19 protein-coding genes are annotated in these 21,266 nt (G+C 71.7%); 12 read left to right on the top strand and 7 right to left on the bottom strand.

The annotated features are described in order from the left end of the window. The first annotated feature begins 155 nt into the window (after positions 1 to 155). Positions 156 to 839, top strand: coding sequence for a hypothetical protein (locus ACGWYL_RS02405; protein WP_179423114.1), 684 nt, complete (start codon positions 156 to 158; stop codon positions 837 to 839). Positions 840 to 876: 37 nt separating this feature from the next. Here ACGWYL_RS02405 and ACGWYL_RS02400 read toward each other — a convergent pair whose 3' ends face one another. Continuing rightward, positions 877 to 2,427: a DUF4082 domain-containing protein gene (locus ACGWYL_RS02400; protein WP_395486334.1), complete on the bottom strand. Its 1,551-nt coding sequence runs from the start codon at positions 2,425 to 2,427 to the stop codon at positions 877 to 879. 196 nt (positions 2,428 to 2,623) lie between these two features. Further along, positions 2,624 to 3,937 (bottom strand): glycosyltransferase family 4 protein, encoded by a 1,314-nt coding sequence (locus tag ACGWYL_RS02395; RefSeq protein WP_395486333.1) that lies wholly within the window; start codon positions 3,935 to 3,937, stop codon positions 2,624 to 2,626. Positions 3,938 to 4,046: 109 nt separating this feature from the next. Here ACGWYL_RS02395 and ACGWYL_RS02390 point away from each other — a divergent pair, with 109 nt between their 5' ends. Then, entirely contained in the window at positions 4,047 to 4,652 is a 606-nt protein-coding gene (locus tag ACGWYL_RS02390; protein ID WP_179423120.1) for a serine O-acetyltransferase, read from the top strand. Then, positions 4,649 to 6,061 (top strand): class I adenylate-forming enzyme family protein, encoded by a 1,413-nt coding sequence (locus tag ACGWYL_RS02385; RefSeq protein WP_395486332.1) that lies wholly within the window; start codon positions 4,649 to 4,651, stop codon positions 6,059 to 6,061. The genes ACGWYL_RS02390 and ACGWYL_RS02385 overlap by 4 nt, the downstream gene beginning before the upstream one ends. Before the next feature lies 1 nt (position 6,062). Here ACGWYL_RS02385 and nadE read toward each other — a convergent pair whose 3' ends face one another. Genes nadE through ACGWYL_RS02370 form a run of 3 tightly spaced genes read right to left on the bottom strand, consistent with a single transcriptional unit; the run spans position 6,063 to position 9,232 of the window. After that, complete coding sequence (gene nadE, locus ACGWYL_RS02380) at positions 6,063 to 7,028, bottom strand: NAD(+) synthase (RefSeq protein WP_395486331.1); 966 nt, start codon at positions 7,026 to 7,028, stop codon at positions 6,063 to 6,065. Then, positions 7,025 to 8,965, bottom strand: coding sequence for an asparagine synthase (glutamine-hydrolyzing) (gene asnB, locus ACGWYL_RS02375; RefSeq protein WP_395486330.1), 1,941 nt, complete (start codon positions 8,963 to 8,965; stop codon positions 7,025 to 7,027). Before asnB ends, nadE begins: the two co-directional genes overlap by 4 nt. Positions 8,966 to 8,983: 18 nt before the next feature. Continuing rightward, positions 8,984 to 9,232: a hypothetical protein gene (locus ACGWYL_RS02370; RefSeq protein ID WP_179423128.1), complete on the bottom strand. Its 249-nt coding sequence runs from the start codon at positions 9,230 to 9,232 to the stop codon at positions 8,984 to 8,986. Positions 9,233 to 9,431: 199 nt separating this feature from the next. Here ACGWYL_RS02370 and ACGWYL_RS02365 point away from each other — a divergent pair, with 199 nt between their 5' ends. The 6 genes from ACGWYL_RS02365 to ACGWYL_RS02340 all read left to right on the top strand — a co-directional run bounded on the left by ACGWYL_RS02365 (position 9,432) and on the right by ACGWYL_RS02340 (position 16,509). Beyond that, on the top strand, positions 9,432 to 10,271 hold the full coding sequence (locus ACGWYL_RS02365; protein WP_179423130.1) for a hypothetical protein: 840 nt from the start codon (positions 9,432 to 9,434) through the stop codon (positions 10,269 to 10,271). Continuing rightward, positions 10,268 to 10,669, top strand: a complete 402-nt coding sequence (acpS, locus tag ACGWYL_RS02360; protein WP_395486329.1) for a holo-ACP synthase — start codon at positions 10,268 to 10,270, stop codon at positions 10,667 to 10,669. The genes ACGWYL_RS02365 and acpS overlap by 4 nt, the downstream gene beginning before the upstream one ends. A 50-nt stretch (positions 10,670 to 10,719) precedes the next feature. Next, complete coding sequence (gene mfd / locus ACGWYL_RS02355; RefSeq protein WP_395486328.1) at positions 10,720 to 14,199, top strand: transcription-repair coupling factor; 3,480 nt, start codon at positions 10,720 to 10,722, stop codon at positions 14,197 to 14,199. A gap of 69 nt (positions 14,200 to 14,268) precedes the next feature. Then, positions 14,269 to 15,291, top strand: coding sequence for an LCP family protein (locus tag ACGWYL_RS02350; protein WP_395486327.1), 1,023 nt, complete (start codon positions 14,269 to 14,271; stop codon positions 15,289 to 15,291). Positions 15,292 to 15,314: 23 nt separating this feature from the next. After that, entirely contained in the window at positions 15,315 to 15,938 is a 624-nt protein-coding gene (locus ACGWYL_RS02345) for a hypothetical protein (protein WP_179423134.1), read from the top strand. A gap of 1 nt (position 15,939) precedes the next feature. Continuing rightward, complete coding sequence (locus tag ACGWYL_RS02340) at positions 15,940 to 16,509, top strand: MazG family protein (RefSeq protein ID WP_395486326.1); 570 nt, start codon at positions 15,940 to 15,942, stop codon at positions 16,507 to 16,509. An 83-nt stretch (positions 16,510 to 16,592) separates the two neighbouring features. Here ACGWYL_RS02340 and ACGWYL_RS02335 read toward each other — a convergent pair whose 3' ends face one another. Next, on the bottom strand, positions 16,593 to 17,129 hold the full coding sequence (locus tag ACGWYL_RS02335) for a cysteine hydrolase family protein (RefSeq protein WP_395486325.1): 537 nt from the start codon (positions 17,127 to 17,129) through the stop codon (positions 16,593 to 16,595). Further along, on the bottom strand, positions 17,126 to 18,628 hold the full coding sequence (locus tag ACGWYL_RS02330; protein ID WP_179423138.1) for a cytosine permease: 1,503 nt from the start codon (positions 18,626 to 18,628) through the stop codon (positions 17,126 to 17,128). The genes ACGWYL_RS02335 and ACGWYL_RS02330 overlap by 4 nt, the downstream gene beginning before the upstream one ends. Positions 18,629 to 18,819: 191 nt before the next feature. On the opposite strand from ACGWYL_RS02330, the gene eno reads away from it, so the two are divergent. The 3 genes from eno to ACGWYL_RS02315 are packed head-to-tail and all read left to right on the top strand — an operon-like array spanning position 18,820 to position 21,152. Next, entirely contained in the window at positions 18,820 to 20,094 is a 1,275-nt protein-coding gene (gene eno / locus ACGWYL_RS02325) for a phosphopyruvate hydratase (protein ID WP_179423140.1), read from the top strand. 3 nt (positions 20,095 to 20,097) lie between these two features. Next, positions 20,098 to 20,646 carry a septum formation initiator family protein gene (locus tag ACGWYL_RS02320; protein ID WP_179423142.1) on the top strand — a complete coding sequence of 183 codons (549 nt, stop codon included), beginning with the start codon at positions 20,098 to 20,100 and terminating at the stop codon, positions 20,644 to 20,646. Continuing rightward, positions 20,643 to 21,152, top strand: coding sequence for a DUF501 domain-containing protein (locus ACGWYL_RS02315; RefSeq protein ID WP_179423144.1), 510 nt, complete (start codon positions 20,643 to 20,645; stop codon positions 21,150 to 21,152). The genes ACGWYL_RS02320 and ACGWYL_RS02315 overlap by 4 nt, the downstream gene beginning before the upstream one ends. Positions 21,153 to 21,266: the final 114 nt, after the last annotated feature.

Genomic DNA, 21,266 nt, shown 5'->3' with positions numbered 1-21,266 from the left:
TGCCCCCATCGTAACGAGGCATGCGTCACGTGGGGCGCTTTCTCGATCGGGGCCGTGACTGGTGGGACCAAGCCCGTCGTTCCGGGCGGTTCGCGGCGTGGCCCGTGTCAGACTGGGCGGACACGCGGACGGTCGGGCCGCGGACGAGGAGTGACGTGGTCTTCTGGGACGTGCTGGTGGCGGCGGCTCGCCGCTGGTACGTCGTGTTCCTGGGGCTGATGGTCACCTACGTCGCGATCGCCGCCGTCGAGGCCCGCCAGGACGTCTACTACCTGCGCGGCCAGGCCGTGTTCGTCGCGCCGGCCAGCCAGGTCTACCCGAACAAGCTGCGCGTCAACGCCGCCGACCTCATCACGGTCGCCGGCATCGTGGGCAAGCGGATCAACGGGATGGAGGCGCTGCCGAAGACGGCGTCGTCGGCGGCCACGATGGTGGGCCGCGGGGTCCGCGACGGCGTGCTCATCACGCTGCCGGACAACGGGGTCCAGTGGGCGCCGTACTACGACACGCGCGCTCTCTACATCGAGGTCGCGGCGCCCGATCCCGACACCGCGCGCGAGCGACACCGCGCGGCCCTGGCCGAGATCGGCGCGGAGCTCGAGGCGCTGCAGGACGAGCAGGACGTCGCCGCCGACGAGCGCGTGACGATCGCCCCGTCGCCGGAGTCCCCGGCCGTCTACCGCCTCGGTGGGCAGCCGATGTTCGCCAAGATCATGACGCTCGTGATCGGCGGCGGCATCACGCTGACGATCGTCGCCGCCATCGAGCGCCGCGCCCAGCGCCGGCGGAGCCCGCAGACGACCGCGCCCGCCGAGCGCGAGCTCGTCAGCAGCAGCTGAGGCTCGGCGCGGCGGGCGCGGTCGGTCGGACTCCGGGTCAGCCCCGGAAGCCCAGGCACGAGAGCGGACGCTTGGACGACCAGGCGCCCGTGCCCTCGTTGTAGCTCACGTACTCGTTGCCCGCGCCCCACGTGATCCCGCCGGTGCAGGACTGGTTGTGGCTGGGCCCGTAGTACCAGGAGTCGTCGACGACCTTGAGGTTCCGGACGGTGCCCGGGGTGTCGAGCCGGAAGACGAAGCCGCCTCCGGACACCAGCACCTTGTCGATGTCGGCGCTGGTGTTGCCCTGGGTGGGGTAGAAGAACGCCGAGTTGCCGATGCAGTACGGCGTCGGGTTCAGCTTGAGCACCGAGTTGCGCACCGTGACCTTCGGGCCGTTGTAGCCCTGCAGCGCGTCGCCGTGCCAGTCGATGCCGCTCCCGGCGCGCTCGCAGCCCGCGTAGGCGTTGACGTTGACGAACGTGTCCTCGACGCGGACCTCGCCGCAGCCGTAGTCCTTGCCGCCGACGCGCAGGCCCTCGGACGGGCCGTCGATCTTCACCCGCCGCGCGGTGTAGCCGCCGAACTGGATCGCGGGCTGGCCGATGTCGGTGCTGCCCCGCAGGATCGTCGTGTCCTCGATCACCAGGCCGTTGGAGCACTGGCGGCTGAAGACGTTGTTGATCTGGCCGCTGCTGATCTCGACGCGACGTACCGTGACGTTGTTGGCCCGGATGTTCAGGCTGCCGTTCACGATGCGCAGGTCCTGCACCACGGCGCCCGCGGTGGTGACGTTGTAGTCACCGTTCACGGTGGTCCGCGGCGACCAGCCCGACGGCGTGCCGGTGGAGGCGCGGGTCGGGAAGTTGGTGCCACCGGGTGCCGTGGTGGGCGCCGTCGTCGGAGCGGTGGTGGGGCTCGTCGTGGGCGACGTCGTCGTCGGCTGGCTGGTCGGCTCCGTGGTGGGGCCGCCCGTGGGCTCGGTGGTCGGCGCCGTCGTCGGCTCGCTCGTGGGTGCCGTGGTCGGGCCGGTGGTGGGGCTCGTGGTCGGCGGGGGCGTGGTCGGCCCGGCGCCACCGGTCGAGACCACCACGTCGACGTGGTAGTTCGAGGCCCGGTAGGTGCGGGTCGGGAAGTTGCCGAGGCGGCCGCTGTAGACGCCGGCGTTGGGCTCGGCCTTCAGGACGCCGTTGCTGATCGAGCGCGTGAACTGGCGCTGGTCCTGCGGCTGGCGGCCCTGGGGCGCCGAGTAGGACACGATGTAGTCGTCGCCCGGCTCGAGCTGCACGGGCGAGTCCAGCTGGACGGTGTCGAGGCCGGTCTGGCCGGAGGGCTCGAAGGTCACGGTCGACAGGGCGCGGCCGGTGGACGACCACAGCGTCGCGATCGTCCCCGCGCTGAGCGTGTGGTTGCGGTACACCTGGATCGCCTCGGCGTACGCCGGGCTGGTGACCTGGAACTTGAGTCCGACCTCCCACGGTCGGGAGTCGCCCAGGGCGCGAGGACGCAGGTCGTCGGGCAGCAGGCTCTGGGTCTGCTGCGCGGCGGGCGCGCGCTCCGTCGCTGCGAAGAGGGCTGGGGTGGTGAGGGAGACCGCGAGCAGTGCCATGACGAGGCTGCGTCGCGAGAAGTTGAGTTTCCGCTTGGCCGAGATCCTGCGGTGCTTTCTGGGGGAACGGTGGGTCAACGGCATGAAGTTAAGCCTTGTGAATAGGGGCTTGGTCGCGCCAACCCTTGCATGGCGCGACGCGGCGATGCAAGCGGAATGACAGGGAGAACGGGCCGTTCCGTGTGACGGGTGTGCTTCAGGATGCGGGAGGGATCGGCCCGCGCGAGAGCACGAAGCGCTCCAACTCCTCCCGTGTGACCAAGTCCACATAGTTCGTTCTGACTGGTCCGGCGTGATCCGTGCTACCCAGCAGGGACTCCCAGACGCCGACGTAAGCCTCCGACTGCGGTTTCCAGTCCAAGTGGGTCGAGACCCGATCGCGGGCCTCTCGCGCCAGCCTGACGCGCAGTTCCGGGTCGTCGAGCAGCCGTTCGACGGCATCGGCGAAGGCCCGCACGTCGCCCGATTCCACGAACAGACAGGTCTCACCTGCCGAGACGCGCGTCTCCACGAGGTCGAACGAGACGGTGGGCAGCGCGTACGCCATGTACTCCATCGTCTTGTTCATCGTGGAGACGTCGTTGAGGGGCGTCTTGAGGTCGGGGCACAGGCCCACGCTGGCGGCGCTGAGGTGGCGCGCGATCTCGGGCGGGCCGACCCGGCCGGTGAACGTGACGACGTCGTCGAGCCCCAGCTCGGTGCTGCGGCGGCGCAGGTCCTCGTAGCAGTCGCCGAAGCCCATGAGGACGGCGTCGACGTCGGTGCGGCCGCGGCGGTGCACGAGCTCGTCCATGACGTCGAGGACCGTCTCGACCCCGTCCTGCGGGCCCATGATCCCCAGGTACGCCAGCGTGTGGCGCGTGCGGTCGGCGTCCTCGGGCAGGTGGATCGGGCGCATCGTGGAGGTGTCGGGGCCACTGCGCACGACGGTGACGTCGGCGGGATCGAACCCGCCGCGCTCGATCGCGATCCGCTGGTACGACTCGTTCGTCGAGATGACGTGGGTGGCCGTGGCGTACGTGCGCCGCTCGAGCCAGCGCAGGAACCCCAGCTGCAGCCGGCCCATGAGCGAGGTCGGCTCGCCGAAGCGCGAGAGGAACAGCTCGGGGTTGAGGTCGTGCTGGTCGAAGACGAAGGTCACGCCGCGGCGACGCCACAGCCGGGCCAGCGCCCAGTAGGTGTCCGGCGGGTTGCAGGCCTGGATCGCCTGGAAGGGGCGCTCGCGCCACACCTTCAGCGAGAGCCGAGCCGTGCGGAGCCAGGAGTAGACGAACTCCACGAGGTAGCCCAGCGCGCCCGAGGCCTGCGGCGCCGGCCGGTACTTGTGGATGCGGACGCCGTCGAGGGTCTCCGAGGACGGGTCGCCCGGTCCCTTCGGGCAGATCACGCTGACGTCGAAGCCGGCGGCGATCAGCGCTCGGCACTCCAGCCACACCCGGCGGTCCAGCGGGACGGGCAGGTTCTGGACGATCACCAGGACGTGAGGCCGAGGCCCGGACGCGTGCGACATGGGCACCAGCCTAGGGAGTCCGGGACCTCGTCGTGGTGAAACCGCGGCGCTCGTCCGGCCGCGGTTCGAGGCGGTACCGGCGGCCCCGCGCCGGTGCCATACTCCTGCCATGACGACAGAGCAGGCGCCCCGGCGGACCCCACCCGTCGTCGTCACGCCGCCCACCGGATGGGACCTGTCCACGTGGCAGGGCCTGGTCGACATCGTCCGCGAGGACATGGCGTCTCACGCCCGCGGCTGGCTCGTCCCCGCCAAGCACATGCTCGCGGTGCACCGCTTCGGCGAGTGGGTCCACGCCCCGCAGCGCGGGCTGCTCGGGGGCCGGCTCGGCCGCATCGCCTACAAGCTCGTCAACGCGGCCTACGTCCGGAACGTCCTCGGGTTCGAGGTCAGTCACGACACCGCGATCGGGCGCCACGTCGTCTTCGTCCACCAGAACGGCGTCGTGCTGCAGCCCGGCGCCGTCATCGGCGACGACTGCATGATCTACCACGGCGTCACCCTCGGGCGGCGGTGGGAGCCCGATCACGCCGAGGCCTACTACCAGCCCCCGCGCATCGGCCGCGGCGTCCACCTGGGCGTCGGCTGCGTGGTCATCGGCGCCGTCAGCGTGGGCGACGGGGCGAAGGTCGGGCCCAACGCCGTCGTCGTCACCGACGTCCCCGAGGGTGGCAGCGTCGTCTCGCCCCCCGCGCGGTCGCTGAGGCTGCGATGATCGCAGCGGCGTTCGCCGACCTCCTGCGGCTGGCCGACGACCCGCAGCGCGTCGCGGTGATCGACGGTGACGTCACGCTGACCCGCGGCGAGCTCAACGACCGCGCCCGCGCGCGGGCCGCGCAGATCGAGCGCACGGTTCCGGAGGACGAGCGCGTGGCGCTGTCCGGCACGGGCCACGAGGCCGTGGTCGACCTCGTCGCCGTGCTGCTGGCGGGCCGCTCGCTCGTGATGCTCCCGCGTCCCACGCCCGAGCGCACGCGCGAGCTCGCCGCCCGCTCCCGCTGCCGCGTCGACCTCGCCGCCGGTGTGCTGGAGCCGTTCGACGTCGAGCCGTCCACCGACCCGCGCCACCGTCCCGGCGACGGCATCGCCGACACCGGCTCTCCCGAGGCGCTGCTGCTCTTCACGTCGGGCACCACCAGCGAGCCGAAGGGCGTGCGGCTGTCCGCGCGCAACGTGGCCTGCAACGTCACCGCGGTCGACCAGGTCGTCGAGCCGTGGGACCCGGACTCCGACGTGCTGGGCTTCATCCTCGACCCCACCCACTCCTACGGCTTCTCGATGGTGTTGCTGGCGCTGATGCGCTCAGTGCCGCTGCTGATGACCTCGGGCACGCTGCCGTCGCGGCCGCTGGCCGAGCTGCTCGACCGGCACCGCGTGACCGTGCTGCCGTGCGTCCCCTACTACCTGCGCCTTGTCGCGCGGCGGTTCACGCTCGGGCAGGACTTCGCGCCGCACCTGCGCACGCTGCTGCTGGCCGGGGGAGGGGTCTCCGACGCCGCGCTCGCCGAGCTGACCTCGGGCTTCGTCGGCGGGACGCACCTCATGTACGGGCTGACCGAGGCCACGGCGCGGGTCGCGGTGCGCCCGCCCTCGAGCGCCGCGCCGGCCGACTCGGTGGGGCTGCCGCTGCCGGGCACCACGGTCGACGTCGTCGACGAGGACGGCCACGTGGTCACCGGGCGGGAGGGCCGCATCCGCGTCACGGGCCCGTCGGTGTTCCTGGGCTACCTCGGCGATCCCGTGCGCGAGCCGGGCACGCCGCTGGTCACGACCGACCTCGGACGCCTGGACGAGCGTGGCCACCTCACGGTGACCGGTCGGCTCGCCGAGATGATCAACTTCCGCGGCAACCGGGTCTCTGCGGTGGCGGTCGAGGCCGACGTCGCCCGGGTCGACGGGGTGGCCGGAGCCCTCCTGCTGGCCGACGACACGGTGGAGGACGCCCAGTGCTCCCTGTTCGTCGAGCTCGCGCCGGGCGTGGAGCGCGACGGCCTCACCCGCCGGATCCTGGCCGCCGTCGAGCCGCGCGGGCTGGTGCGCGAGGTGACCGTGGTGGAGCGACTCGAGACCACCCGCACGGGCAAGCTCGTACGGCGCCGGCCGGCGCCGGCGCCCGAGGCCTGACTCAGAGCGACGTCAGCAGGTACTCCGCGTACAGCGAGCGGCGCGTGTAGAGCTCGAAGAACTTCTCGACGTCGGAGGTGGACAGCCCCAGCCGCTCGGCCGTGGCGCCGGCGTCCTCCTTCTGGTCCCACGCCAGCCACAGCTCGTCGTTCGTGCGCACCGACGTGCCGTAGAAGTACTCCTCCTGGCTCTGCGGCGCGCTGAACGTGTCGGTCGTGGGTGGGCGCTTCTGGACGGACTCGGGCACGCCGATGTGCGCGGCGACCTCGTACACGTGCGACTTCAGCAGGTGGCGCAGCGGGAAGACCTCGCCGCAGCCGTCGCCGTGCTTGACGTAGAAGCCCTGGTCGAGCTCGAGCCGGTTGGAGGTGCCCACGACGATCTGGTTGCGCTCGTCGGCGATCCGGTAGGTCGAGAGCATCCGGATGCGCTGCTTCTGGTTCGTCGCGGCCATGATCGTCAGGAAGTCGCGGCCGCCGAGGCGGTGCATCGTCTGCTCGCCGCCGCGGATCACGTTGAGGCGGAACGACTGGAGCTGCTCGTCGTTGCCGAGGGCCGGGTCGAACTCGACCGAGTAGCGGTCGCCCGCGTCGGCGTCGAACTCCGGCACGATCCGGCGCACCACGGCGAGACGGTCGTCGTAGCAGCCGAGCGCGTCGAGCGGCGCGGTGATGTCGCGGTGCAGCAGCTCCACGCCGAACGCGTCGGCGACCTCCTGCGCGTAGCCGACGGTCTCGACCGAGCTCTCCTTGTCGGGCAGCGTCAGCGCCACGACGCGCTTCGGGCCGAGCGCGCGGACCGCGAGACCGAGGCAGGCCGAGGAGTCGATGCCGCCGCTGAGCGCGACGATCGCGCCGGTGCGGCGGAAGTGCCGGGCCGTGTCGCGGATCGACGAGACCAGCAGGTCGGTGGTGGCGGCCACGTCCTCGAGATCGATCCGGCGGCTCAGTTCCTGGATGTCGGTCATGCGGTTCCCCTTCGAAGGTCGGCGTTCGCGTCCGCGAACCCGTAGGTCTGGACGAGCATCTGGGTGCTGAGGATCCACACGAGCGCGAGGTCGTCGTGGAAGCTCGTGCGGCTGCGCTGCGTCTTGTCGATGAGCCAGGCGACACGGCGCGGGTCGAACACCCCGGTGTCGGCCACCGCGTCGGGGGACAGGTACCGCTCCAGCAGGGCGCGTCCGGTGGGGGAGCGGAAGACGCCGCCCTCGGGCGCGGTGTACGGCTGCTTGACCCGCTCGGTGACGGCCGGCGGCAGCTGGTCGCGGACGGCCTCCTTCAGCACGAGCTTCTCGTTGAGCTCGTGCAGCTTCGACGACTCGGGCAGCGTCAGCGCGAAGTCGATGACGTCCTCGTCGAGGAACGGGTAGCGGCACTCCACGCTCTGCGCCATGAACGGGCGGTCGCACTGCGTGGCCAGCAGCGAGGTGCCCAGGAAGTAGGTGGCCTCGAGGTACTGGGCCCGCTCCACCGTGGACCAGCCGTGGAACGCCTCGGGCAGGCGCTCGCGGACGCCCTCGAGCGTGCCCTCCAGCGAGACCTGCTCGCGCAGCGGCTCGGCGAGGTACTGCGTGATGCGGAACGCCGCGCTCCAGCGGTGCAGGTGCGAGAAGACCGGGTCGTCGTGCTGCTCCAGGCCGCGCTCGTAGAAGGCGCGTCCCGCGCCGCGGCCCAGCTGCTCCTGGTGCGCGAGCGCCTTCTCCAGCAGTCGCGCGAAGGCGGGGGAGTCGGGGTCGGCGCTCCACTGGTCGCGGATCGAGGCCACCTTGAACACGTCGTAGCCGCAGAACAGCTCGTCGGCGCCCTCGCCGCTGAGGACGGCCCGTGAGCCGCTGTGCTTGATCCGCTCGGCGAGCGCGATGGACGAGCCCGGTGCCGTGCGCATGAGCGGCAGCTCGGCGTGGCGGGTGATGAGCTCGAGGGCGCGAGCCACGGCCTCGTCGTCGCACACGATCGCGTCGTGGCGGGTGCCGAAGTGCTCCGAGACCATCGCCTGGAACGGCGCCTCGTTCAGCCCGTCCTGCGTGAACTGGATGGAGAAGCTGTCGATCTGCTGCTCGGGCCGGATCGCGCGCAGGGCCGCCAGGACGGCACTCGAGTCGAGGCCGCCCGAGAGCAGGACCGCGGGATCGCCGTACTGGGGCACGCGGCGCTCGACCGCCGCGGTGAGCAGGCCCAGCAGCTCCTTGGCCTGGTCGTCCACGGGGCGGTCGTCGCGCTGGTCGGCGAACGCGAAGCTCCAGTAGCGGGTCACGGTCTCGCGGCCCTCGTGCGACGCGACGAACGAGCCGGCCGGCACCGAGGAGACGCCGTGGAACGCGGTGCGTCCGGGGTGCAGGCCCCACAGCACGCCGGCGTCGACGATGTCCGGCAGCGACATCGGGGTGCGCAGGCCGGCGTCGGCGAACGCCTTCACCTCGGAGGCGAAGACCAACTCGTCGGCGGGTGTGCGGGTCCAGAACAGCGGCACGATGCCGAGCCGGTCGCGCCCCAGCAGCAGCCGGCGCCGCTCGTCGTCCCAGAACGCGATCGCGAACTGTCCGCGGAAGCGCGCGAAGGCGTCGGTGCCCCATTCCATGAGGGAGTGCAGGACGACCTCGGTGTCGCCCGCGGTGCGGAAGGAGTGGCCGAGGCCCGACAGCTGGGAGCGCAGCTCGGCGAAGTTGTAGACCTCGCCGTTGAACGAGAGCAGGTAGCGGCCGGCGTCGTCGGCCATCGGCTGGCGCGACGTGGGCTTGTCGACCAGGGCCAGCCGGACGGTGCCGAAGTGCGCCGGGCCGGAACTGGTGGAGAGGCTCTCGTCAGGACCGCGGTGGGCGATGCTGGCCAGCATCCGCTCGACCGACCGCAGTCGGTGGGCGTCGTCGTGGGCCGCCGGTGCGACGATCCCCGCAATTCCGCACATGGCCGGTCCCGGAGCGGATCAGCTGTGCTGCACGATGAAGTCGACGACGGAGTCGACGGACGCGAAGGTGGCGCGCGTCTCCTCCTCCGCGGCGAGCGGGCGGCCGATGCGGTCCTCGACGAAGACCGCGACCTCGGCGATGCCCAGGGAGTCCAGGACGTCGTCGACCAGCGGCGAGTCGTCCTTCAGCTCCTCGGGATCGAGGGGGATGAGCTCCCCCAGGATCAGGTCGCGCAGCTCCTGCACCAACTCGTCTCGCGTGGCCATGGGTACTCCTCATCTCCGCAACCGCTGGTGTTCCACCGAGTGTCCCCGACCTCGGTGTCACCGGACAGTACCAGTCGAATAACGCTGAATTCTCGGGTTCTGGGCAACCGCGGGACGGTACGATCAGGGGTACCGGACCACGTATTTTCACAGGAGTCACAGGACTCTCTGCTGATACCCGCCGACGGGAGGAGTTTCCATGGCGAGGATCTGGATCGCGGCCGCCGCCGCGGTCGCGGCCGTGGCGCTCGCGGCCGGCGTCGGCATCGCCGTGGCCGCCGACGTCGAGGACGTGGCCGGCGAACCCTTCACCCCTGCCGAGGCGAGCGAGGCCGACGTGAGAGCTCTGGAATCGACCAAGGTCTTCTTCGCCCACCAGTCCGTGGGCGACGACGTGCTGCGGGGGCTCGCCCTCGTGCACGAGCGCGAGGGACTGCCGCAGCCGGCGGTCGCCGAGGGCACGAGCGTGGCCGGACCGGGCGTCACCCACATGCACGTGGGCACCAACGGCGACCCGATGGGCAAGATCGAGGAGTTCGACTCCGTCGTGCGCTCCGGCGTCGGCGACGACGCCGACGTCGTCGTGTTCAAGCTCTGCTACGTCGACCTGTGGGCGTCCACGGACACCCGGAAGGTCTTCGCGGCCTACCGCGACACGCTGCGCTCGCTGCAGGAGGCGTACCCCGACACCGCGTTCGTGGCCACCACCGAGCCGCTCACCACCCGCCGCAGCTGGAAGGGCTGGGTCAAGAAGGCGATCGGCCGCGACGACGGCCTGGCCAACCAGCACAACATCGCCCGCGAGCAGTACAACCAGCTCGTGCGCGCCGAGTTCACCGAGCCGGGCGAGCTGTGGGACATCGCCGCGATGCAGTCCACCACCCCGTCGGGCGATCGCGTGGCCGCCGTCGAGGACGGTCAGACCTTCTACTCCCTCTACGACGGCTACGCCCGCGACCCCGGCCACCTGAACGAGGAGGGCAGCGTCGTCGCCGCCGAGAGCTTCCTCGCCGCGGTCTCGGCCGCCACGCCCCGGTGACCGATGCCGCAGCCGTGGCGTGCGGCGTCGACATCGTGTCCGTCGCGCGGATCGCCGCCGCGGTCGAGCGGTCGGGCCTGCCGTTCCTGCAGAAGTACTGGACCGAGGACGAGCTCCGGTACTGCGACGGGCGGCCCGAGCGGCTCGCCGCGCGCTGGGCCGCGAAGGAGGCGGTCATGAAGGCGCTCGAGGGCGGCTTCGACCGCTTCGACCCGTTGACGATCGAGGTGCGGCGTGACGACGGGGGAGTCCCACGGCTCCGGCTGAGCGCCGCCGCCGCCGAGCACGCGCGGGCCCGAGGTCTCGAGGCCTGGTCCCTCTCGCTGTCGCATGAGCGCGAGCACGCGATCGCGATGGTCACCGCCGTCCGTCGGGCGCCGGGTCCGGCCTCGTCCTGAGGATCGCCCGGCGGGTCCCGCGCTGGTCCTGCCCGTAGGCTTGACAGGCCATGGCACAACCTGAATTGACGGCAGCGGTCGCCGCAGAGCCCCACCTCGTCGAGTTCGCCTCGGCCCTGCGATCCGGGGCCCGCACGGCGCAGCTCACCGCTCCTCCCGCGTTCCATCCCTTCGCCGCGTCGGCGCTCGCCGGCGACGAGTCCGTCGTCGTCGCCGTCACCGCCACCGAGCGCGAGGCCGACGACCTCGCCGCCGCGGTGGGCTCGCTCATCGGCCGCGAGCAGGTCGCCACCTTCCCCGCGTGGGAGACGCTGCCGCACGAGCGGCTCTCGCCGCGCTCGGACACCGTGGGCCGGCGCCTCGCCGTGCTGCGCCGTGTCGTGCACGGCGGCGACGAGCGCCCGAAGGTCGTCGTGGCGCCGATCCGCTCGATCCTCCAGCCGCAGGTCAAGGGCCTGGCCGACCTCGAGCCGGTCGAGCTGCGGGCGGGCCAGGACGTCGAGCTCGATGACGTCGTCGCCCGTCTCGCCGCCGCCGCGTACACCCGCGTCGACCTCGTCGAGCGTCGCGGCGAGTTCGCCGTCCGCGGCGGCATCGTCGACGTCTTCCCGCCCACCGAGGACCACCCGCTGCGCGTGGAGTTCTGGGGCGACACGGTCGACGAGATCCGTCGCTTCGCCGTGGCCGACCAGCGCACCCTCGAGCCCGTCGAGCGGCTGTGGGCCCCGCCGTGCCGCGAGCTGCTGCTGACCGACGAGGTCCGCGCCACCGCCGCGCGCTACGCCCAGAGCCACCCGTCGCTGGGCGAGCTGTTCACGAAGCTCTCCGAGGGTCACGCCGTCGAGGGCATGGAGTCGCTCGCGCCCGTGCTGGCCGGCGAGATGGAGCTCTTCGTCGACCTGCTGCCGCCGGGATCGACGATCATCGCCTCCGAGCCCGAGCGCATCAAGGCGCGCGCCGCCGACCTGTTCGCCACGAGCGAGGAGTTCCTCGCCGCGTCGTGGGCCACCGCCGCGGGCGGTGGCGAGAGCCCGATCGACCTCGGCTCGGCGGGCTTCCACGAGCTCGGCGACGTCCGCGACCACGTGGCCGAGCTCGGCCTGGGCTGGGGCGAGATCTCCTCGTTCGCCCTCGACGCGTCGCACGTCGTCGACGCCGAGCCCGCGCCGCAGTACCGCGGCGACACCGAGGCCGCGGTCGCCGACATCGTGAAGTGGCGCGCCGACGGCCGCCACCTCGTGGTGGTCGCTCCGGCCCACGGCCAGGCCCAGCGCAGCGTCGAGTGGCTCGCCGAGCACGACATCCCCGGCTCGATCGTCGACCGCGCCTCCGGCACCGACGGTGTCGAGCAGGGCGTCGTCCAGGTGATCTGCGCCGACATCGCCCACGGCTTCGTCTCCGAGTCGCTCGGCCTCGTCGTGCTGACCCGCGACGACCTCGTCGGCCAGCGCGCGCCCGAGCGCACCGAGAAGTCGATGCCCGTGCGCCGACGGCGCCAGATCGACCCGCTCGAGCTCAAGCCCGGCGACCCGGTGGTGCACGAGCAGCACGGCGTCGCCCGCTACGTCGAGCTGGTCAACCGTGTCGTCCACGGTGCGGCGCGCGAGTACCTCGTGCTGGAGTACGCGCCCAGCAAGCGCGGTCAGCCCGCCGACCGCCTCTTCGTGCCGATGGACCAGCTCGACCAGGTCAGCCGGTACGTGGGTGGCGAGTCGCCCACGCTCGACCGCCTCGGCGGCGGCGACTGGACGAACCGCAAGAACCGCGCCCGCCGGGCCGTGCGCCAGATCGCCGACGAGCTCATCAAGCTCTACGCCGCGCGCCAGTCGACGAAGGGACACGCGTTCGGCCCCGACACCCCGTGGCAGGCCGAGCTCGAGGACGCCTTCGCCCATGTCGAGACGCCCGATCAGCTCGCCACGATCGACGAGGTCAAGCGCGACATGGAGCGCACCGTGCCGATGGACCGCCTCGTGTGCGGCGACGTCGGCTACGGCAAGACCGAGATCGCCGTGCGCGCCGCGTTCAAGGCCATCCAGGACGGCAAGCAGGTCATCCTGCTCGTGCCGACCACGCTGCTCGTGCAGCAGCACTACGCCACGTTCGCCGAGCGCTTCGGCCAGTTCCCGGTCACCATCAAGCCGCTCTCGCGCTTCCAGACCGAGAAGGAGTCCAAGGCCACGCTGGAGGGCCTGGCCGACGGCTCGGTCGACCTCGTGATCGGCACGCACCGACTGCTGCAGCCCGGCGTGCGGATCAAGGACCTCGGTCTCGTGATCGTCGACGAGGAGCAGCGCTTCGGCGTCGAGCACAAGGAGGCGCTCAAGCACCTGCGCGCCGCCGTCGACGTGCTCAGCATGTCCGCCACGCCGATCCCGCGCACGCTCGAGATGGCCGTCACCGGCATCCGCGAGATGAGCACGATCGCCACGCCTCCGGAGGAGCGCCACCCGGTGCTCTCCTTCGTCGGCGCCTACGACGACAAGCAGGTCACCGCCGCGATCCGGCGCGAGCTGCTGCGCGAGGGCCAGGTCTTCTACCTGCACAACCGCGTGCAGAGCATGGACAAGGCCGCCGCCCGCCTGCGTGAGCTCGTGCCCGAGGCCCGCGTCGCCGTGGCCCACGGCAAGATGGGCGAGCACCAGCTCGAGGAGGTCATGGTCGACTTCTGGGAGAAGCGGTTCGACGTGCTGGTGTGCACCACGATCGTGGAGTCGGGACTCGACGTCTCGAACGCCAACACCATGCTCATCGAGCGCGCCGACACCCTCGGCCTCTCGCAGCTGCACCAGCTGCGCGGCCGCGTGGGCCGTGGTCGCGAGCGGGCCTACGCCTACTTCCTCTACCCGCCGGACAAGCCGCTCACCGAGACGGCGCACGACCGCCTCGTCACGATCGCGCAGCACTCCGAGCTGGGCGGCGGCATGGCCGTCGCGATGAAGGATCTCGAGATCCGTGGCGCCGGCAACCTGCTCGGCGGCGAGCAGTCGGGCCACATCGCCGACGTCGGCTTCGACCTCTACATCCGACTCGTCGGCGAGGCGGTCGCGGAGTTCCGCGGCGACGCGGCGCCCGAGAAGGAGGTCAAGCTCGAGCTGCCGGTGGAGGCGCACCTGCCGCACGACTACGTGCCCAGCGAGCGACTGCGCCTCGAGATGTACAAGCGGCTCGCGGACGTGCGGGCCACGTCCGACATCGACGAGCTGCGCACCGAGCTCGAGGATCGCTACGGCCGGATGCCCGACTCGGTGGAGGCGCTGCTCGACGTGGCGAGGCTGCGGGTGAAGGTGAGGGCGGCGGGGCTGTCCGAGGTCACCTCGGCCGGCTCGAACATCCGCTTCAACCCGGTCCAGCTGTCCGAGTCGGCGAAGCTGCGGATGAACCGGGTCTACCCCAAGAGCCTGTACAAGGAGGCCGTGAAGGTCCTCCTCGTGCCGGCTCCGCGCGAGCCCGGCATCGGCGGCAAGCCGCTGCGGGGGCGGCCGCTGCTGGAGTGGGTCGCCACGGTCGTCGACACCATCACCGGCTGATCGCCTGAGAGGGTCCCAAGAGGTTCCGAAACCGCCCGAATCGCGGGCGGATCCGGGTTACTGTCAGGCGTGACCGACGCCCAGACCACCGAGGCGCCGCCCGCGGCGAAGCCGCGCTGGCGGCGCGTGCTGCGCAGCCTGACGATCGTCACCTCGATCGTCGTGGCGATCGCCGTGGTGGCCGCGCTCGGCACCGGCCTGTGGCTCCAGGACAAGCTCGGCGGCCAGGTGGACCACTTGCCCTCGGCCATGCCGGCGGGCGACCGTCCGGCGGAGTCGCCGGGCGACTCGATGAACATCCTGTTGATGGGCAGCGACAAGCGCGTCGACGGCTCGGTCGCGGGTCAGCGCAGCGACACGATGATGGTCGTGCACGTCCCGTCGAACCGTGAGGGCATCGGCGTCATCGGGATCCCGCGCGACTCGTGGGTGCAGGTGCCGGGCCACGGCCCCGCGAAGATCAACGCGGCCTTCGCGTGGGGCGGTCCCGCGCTCGCGGTCGAGACGGTGGAGAACCTCACCGACGTCCGGATCGACCACGTCGCGGTCATCGACTGGGAGGGCTTCAAGGCGCTCACCGACGCCCTCGGCGGCGTCGAGATCACGGTGCCGAACACCGTCACCGACGGCTACTCCGGCCGCACGTGGCGCGCCGGAACCCAGCGCATGGACGGGGCGACGGCGCTCGACTACGTGCGTCAGCGGGCCGGTCTCGCGGGCGGCGACTTCGACCGCATCAAGCGCCAGCAGAACTTCCTGCGGGCCCTCATAGCGCAGACCCTCTCGACCGGCACCTTCGCCAACCCGGTGCGGCTCTACGGCGCGCTCGACGCGGTGACGAAGAACCTCTCCGTGGACGAGGGCTGGTCCACCGGCGAGCTGCGCGACTTCGCGTGGTCGCTGCGCTCGATCCGCGGGTCCGACGTCGCGTTCACGACCGTGCCGGTCAAGGGCACGGGCATGGAGGGGGAGCAGAGCGTCGTCTACCTGGATCGCCAGGCGGGCGAGGACCTGTGGCAGGCCGTGCGCGAGGACACGGTGGCCGAGTGGGTCGCCACGACCGGCGCGGGCCTGCCGTCCGACGTGAACTGAGTCACGCTCGGTAGTCTGACGCCATGTCGAAGACCCGCCTGGCCGTCCTCGGACTCGCCGCGCTGCTGATGGCGGGCTGTGGCCCGGTCAACCCCGGCGCCGCGGCCGTCGTCGACGGCACCCGGATCCCCATGTCCGACGTCGATGACGTCGCCGACGTGTACTGCACCGCCTCGCTCTCGGGCCAGGGCGGCAGCGCCGCCGGCATCGACTCCTCCGCGCTGCGTCGCCAGTCGGTGGCCGACCTCGTGTCCGGCGCCGTCGCCGACCGCGTGGCGAAGGAGCGCGGCTACCAGGTCACGGTCCCGGCGCTCGCCGCCGCCGACCGCGAGCAGCTGGAGCAGATGTTCGGCGACGACCTCGACGCGGCCCTCGAGCTCATCGAGCGCAACCAGCGCACCGGCGTGATCGCGCAGCAGATGGCGCGCGAGGCCGACTCCTCCCTCCAGGAGGGCGAGGCGCTCCAGCAGGCCGGTCAGCAGCTGCTCGCGCAGGCCACCGCCGACAGCGACATCGAGATCGACCCGCGCTTCGGCCTCGACGACACCGTCCAGCAGATCGCCGACAGCGGGTCGCTGTCGGTCGCCGGCGGCGAGCTCGACGCCACCGCCACCGAGGACCGCCCAGCCGCGCTGCAGTGCTCCTGACGTGAGCGACGAGTTCGACCGCCTCGTCGAGGTCATGCGGCGGCTGCGGGCCGAGTGCCCGTGGACCCGTGAGCAGACCCACGCCTCGCTGCGCCACTACGTCATCGAGGAGGCGTACGAGACGGCCGAGGCGATCGACCTGGCCGACTCGGGCCACCTGCGCGAGGAGCTGGGCGACCTGCTGATGCAGGTGGTCATCCATGCCGCGATCGCCGAGTCCGACGACGAGGGCTGGAGCACCGACGACGTCGTGCGCGAGATCGCCGACAAGCTCGTGCACCGCAATCCGCACGTGTTCGGCGACGTCACGGTGTCGTCGGCGGCCGAGGTGGACGCCAACTGGCAGCGCCTCAAGGCCGAGCGCAAGCAGCGCACCCACCCGTCCGAGGGCATCCCGAAGGACCTGCCGGCCCTCATGGCCGCCGACAAGGTGCTGGGTCGCGTCGACCGCCCCGTCGAGGGCGACGACCTGGGCGCCCGCCTCCTGAGGCTCGTGGCAGAGGCCAGGGTCCAGGGCGTGGACGCCGAGGCTGAGCTGAGACGCGCCACCCGCCGCCACGCCGACGGCTGACCCAGGATCCGCCTCCGGCGGACGAGATGTGTAGCGCTGTCCACCCTTTTTCGGCCGATCCGACCGCAAAAGGGTGGCTGCCGCTACAGATCTCGGGCGCCTCGGGCGACGGTGATCTGCGGGGCGTAGAGCGCCATGAGGTCGAGGGCCTTGGCGTGGTTCTCCGGCGTGGAGCCGGCGCAGGCCTCGGCCACGACCTTCACGGTCGCGCCGGCGTCGGCCGCCGCCAGGGCCGTGGAGATCACGCAGCAGTCGGTGGCCACGCCGGTGAGCACGAGCTCGGGCGCCGGGCCCGTGACTGCCCCCAGCGCCGGCCACTTGCCGAACGTGGTCGCGTCGACCGTGCCGTCGGAAGCGAGGTCGGTCACCTCGGGCACGAGGTCGAACAGCGCGTCGTCCGCCGGCCGGTCGGCGAACGGCCATGCCGCGAAGTACGCGTTCCAGCCGCCCACGCGCTCCTCGCCCGGCGCGGGCACCCACCGCGTGACGATCGTGCGGTGCCGGGCGGCCAGCTCGCGCACGGGCTCCACGATCGCGTCGAACATCGGCGACCCCCACGGCGAGTCCGGCGCCGCGAAGACCCGCTGGGGGTCGATCACGACGAGCCAGGGCTCGCTCACGCGCGGCCCTCCTGACGGGCGACCCGCGACCGCTGGAACACCAGCGTGACGAGGAACCCGATCGCGAAGGCCAGCAGGACGCCGAGGTTGGCGTAGGCCCAGTTGCCGGTCCAGTAGCCGCCGTCCGCGACCCACTCGCCGAGTCCGAGCGGCTCGATCAGGTAGCCCTGCCAGTTGTTCCAGCTGGCGTCCTGGGCGAAGCTGTTGACCACCAGGCCCCAGCCGACGACCGAGGCGACGGCCATCGTGATCACGGGCACCCAGTTCACGGCGCCGTAGCGGCCCGAGGAGTCGAACAGCGCCTCCTCGTCGTAGTCCCGCTTCCGCAGCGCGATGTCGGCGATCATGATGCCCGCCCACGCCGCGATCGGGACGCCGAGCGTGATGAGGAAGCTCTGGAAGGGCGCCAGGAAGCTCTCGGCGAAGAAGACCACGTAGATCGTGCCGAGCGTGAGGATGACCCCGTCGATGAACGCGGCGGCCGGTCGCGGGATCCGCACGCCGAGGCTCAACAGCGTGAGGCCCGACGAGTAGATGCCGAGCACCGCGCCGCTGACGAGCGCGAGCACCGAGGCCACGAGGAACGGCACGAGGTACCACGTGGGCAGCACGGTGGCCAGGGTGCCGATGGGGTCGTTCACGATGCCGGCGCTGAGCTCCTCGGAGGAGCCGGCCAGCAGGATGCCGTAGAGGACGAGCACCACCGGGGCGAGCGCTCCGGCGAAGGTGTTCCACAGGACGATCTGGGCGCCGCTGGTCTCGCGGCGCTGGTAGCGCGACCAGTCGGCGGCGATGTTGATCCAGCCGAACCCGAAGCCGGTCATCACCATGACGAACGCGCCGACGACCGCCTGGCCCGAGCCGTTCGGCATCGAGGTCACGGCGTCCATGTCGATCTCGTCGACGGTGAGCACGATGTAGCCGATCGTGGCGATGCCCGTCAGCCACGTGAGAACCGACTGCATGGCCATGATGATGTGGTAGCCGGCGACGGAGGCGGCGACGATGAGCGCGGCCACCACGATCATCGCGATGACCTTGACGGCGTCGCCGCTGCTCCAGCCGAGCTCGCGGAAGACCGTGGCGGTGGCGAGCGTGGCCATGATCGCCAGGAACGTCTCCCAGCCGATGGAGATGAGCCAGCTGAAGACGCCGGGCACCTTCTGGCCGACCACGCCGAACGGCGCGCGCGAGAGGATCATCGTCGGCGCGGAGCCGCGCTTGCCCGCGATGGCCACGAGGCCGCACGCGGCGAACGACACCACGATGCCGAGGACGGCCACGATCGTCGCCTGCCACAGCGACAGGCCGAAGCCCAGCACGTAGCTGCCGTAGGAGATGCCGAAGACCGACACGTTCGCGGCGAACCAGGGCCAGAACAGGTCGGAGGGCCGCGCGACGCGCTCGCTCTCGTCGATGATCTCGATGCCCGTGGTCTCGATGCCCGCGCGGCGGACCTGGTCCAGCCCGCTGCCGGGGCCCTCGCTGTGAATCGTCATGACAGACCTCCCTCGTACCTGCGCTCACTGTCCCACGCGCGGGACGCAGGATGAGGCATGGCGCCCCGCTGCGGGACCGGAATGCCTCATCGTGCGTCCGCCCGCCGCGGGGCCTCCTCGATCCGGGTCGTCACGGCGCTAGGCTGACTCTGCTGGACCCCCACACCCCGAACCCACTCGAGGAGCCTGCCGTGGCCATCATCGACGACGTCGCCGCCCGCGAAATCCTGGACTCCCGGGGCAACCCGACCGTCGAGGTCGAGGTCGTCCTGGACGACGGCACGCTGGGCCGTGCCGCGGTGCCCTCCGGCGCCTCCACCGGCCAGTTCGAGGCCGTCGAGCTGCGCGACGGTGGCGACCGCTACCTCGGCAAGGGCGTGCTGAAGGCCGTCGAGGCCGTCAACACCACGCTGTGCGAGGCCCTCGTGGGCTTCGACGCCGACGACCAGCGCGCGATCGACGAGGCCATGCTCGACCTCGACGGCACCCCCAACAAGGGCAACTTCGGCGCCAACGCGATCCTCGGCGTCTCCCTGGCCGTCGCGCACGCCGCCGCCGAGTCGGCCGGCCTGCCGCTGTTCCGCTACGTCGGCGGCCCCAACGCCCACGTGCTGCCCGTGCCGATGATGAACATCCTCAACGGTGGCGCCCACGCCGACTCCAACGTCGACGTGCAGGAGTTCATGATCGCGCCGATCGGCGCCGAGTCCTTCGCCGAGTCGCTGCGCTGGGGCGCCGAGGTCTACCACGCGCTGAAGGGCGTGCTGCACGACCGCGGCCTGTCCACGGGCCTGGGCGACGAGGGCGGCTTCGCGCCGAACCTGGAGAGCAACCGCGCCGCGCTCGACCTCATCGCGATCGCCGTCGAGAAGGCCGGCCTCACGCTCGGCTCCGACATCGCGCTGGCGATGGACGTCGCCGCGAGCGAGTTCCACGGCGAGGGCGGCTACACCTTCGAGGGCGTCGCGAAGTCGTCCGACGAGATGATCACCTACTACAGCGAGCTCGTCTCCTCGTACCCGATCGTCTCGATCGAGGATCCGCTGGACGAGGAGGACTGGGCCGGCTGGACCGCCATCACCGCGGCCCTGGGCGACAAGACCCAGCTCGTCGGCGACGACCTGTTCGTCACCAACGTCGAGCGCCTGAGCCGTGGCATCGCCGAGAAGGCCGGCAACGCCATGCTCGTCAAGGTCAACCAGATCGGCTCGCTGTCCGAGACGCTCGACGCCGTCGACCTGGCCCACCGCGCCGGCTTCCACAACATGATGAGCCACCGCTCGGGCGAGACCGAGGACGTCACGATCGCCGACCTCGCCGTCGCCACGAACTGCGGCCAGATCAAGACCGGCGCCCCGGCCCGCTCCGACCGCGTCGCGAAGTACAACCAGCTGCTGCGCATCGAGGAGCTGCTCGGCCCCGCCGCCAGCTACGCGGGCGCCGGCGCCTTCCCGCGGTTCGCCTGAGCCATGGCCGGACGCGGATCGTCCCCGTCGTCGCGTCGACCCACGGGTCGGCGCGACGGACGGTCGACCCCGCGCACCACGGCCCGGCCGCAGGCCGCGCCCGTCGCGTCGTCCGGGGGCTCCGGCACCCGGTTCACCACCCGGGCACTGATCCTGCTGGGCGTCGCGGTCATGCTGATCGCCTCCTACACCACCTCGGTGCACGCCTGGTGGCAGCAGCGGTCCGAGATCGCCGCGCTCGAGGCGCAGAACCGCCAGACGCAGCAGGACATCGCGCAGCTGGAGGACCAGGAGCGCCGCTGGAGCGATCCGGCCTACATCCGTCAGCAGGCCCGCGAGCGCTTCGGCTGGGTCATGCCCGGTGAGATCGGCTACCGCGTGATCGGCGTCGACGGCGAGCTCAAGGGCCAGTCGTCCACCCTCGAGGAGCCCGAGGTCGCCCCGCGCCGGCCGTGGGTCGAGCGGCTGTGGGGCTCGGTCGAGGCCGCCGGCACCCCCGACCGGGCCGCGGAGCCCACCGACGCCGACCCCGAGCTGGAGACCGACGAATGATCGACCCCGCGGACATCGCCGCGATCACCGAGCAGCTGGGCCGCCCGCCCCGCGGCATGATCGAGGTCTCCTCGCGCTGCCCCTCGGGTCACCCGAACGGCGTGAAGACCGAGCCGCGGCTGCCCGACGGCACCCCGTTCCCCACGCTCTACTACCTGACCTGCCCGCGGCTCACCGGCGCGATCGGCACGCTCGAGGCGTCGGGCCTGATGGCCGAGATGACCCAGCGACTGGGGGAGGACGACGAGCTCGCGGCGGCCTACCGCGCCGCGCACGAGTCCTACCTCGCCGAGCGCGAGGCCATCGGTCACGTCGACGAGATCGACGGCATCAGCGCCGGCGGCATGCCCGACCGCGTCAAGTGCCTCCACGTGCTGGTGGGCCACTCGCTGGCCAAGGGCCCGGGCGTCAACCCTCTCGGCGACGAGGCCGTCGCCCTCCTCGGCGACTACTGGGGCCACTCCGCCTGCGCCCCCGCCGCCGACCAGGCCCCGCCCTCCGCCTGACCCGCGCGTCCCGCGCGCCGGATGTGTAGCGGTATCCACCCTTTTCGCTCCGATCCGAGGGGATTTCGGTGGAGGTTGCTACACATCTCGGGCACGCCCGTGCCGCGGTGAGAG

Origin of the sequence: Aeromicrobium sp. JJY06 (assembly GCF_044069275.1) — a bacterium.
In the GTDB taxonomy this organism is placed as follows: Bacteria; Actinomycetota; Actinomycetes; order Propionibacteriales; family Nocardioidaceae; genus Aeromicrobium; species Aeromicrobium tamlense.
The sequence above is the reverse complement of the archived record's forward strand: the minus strand, read 5'-3'. Positions and strand labels throughout refer to the sequence as shown.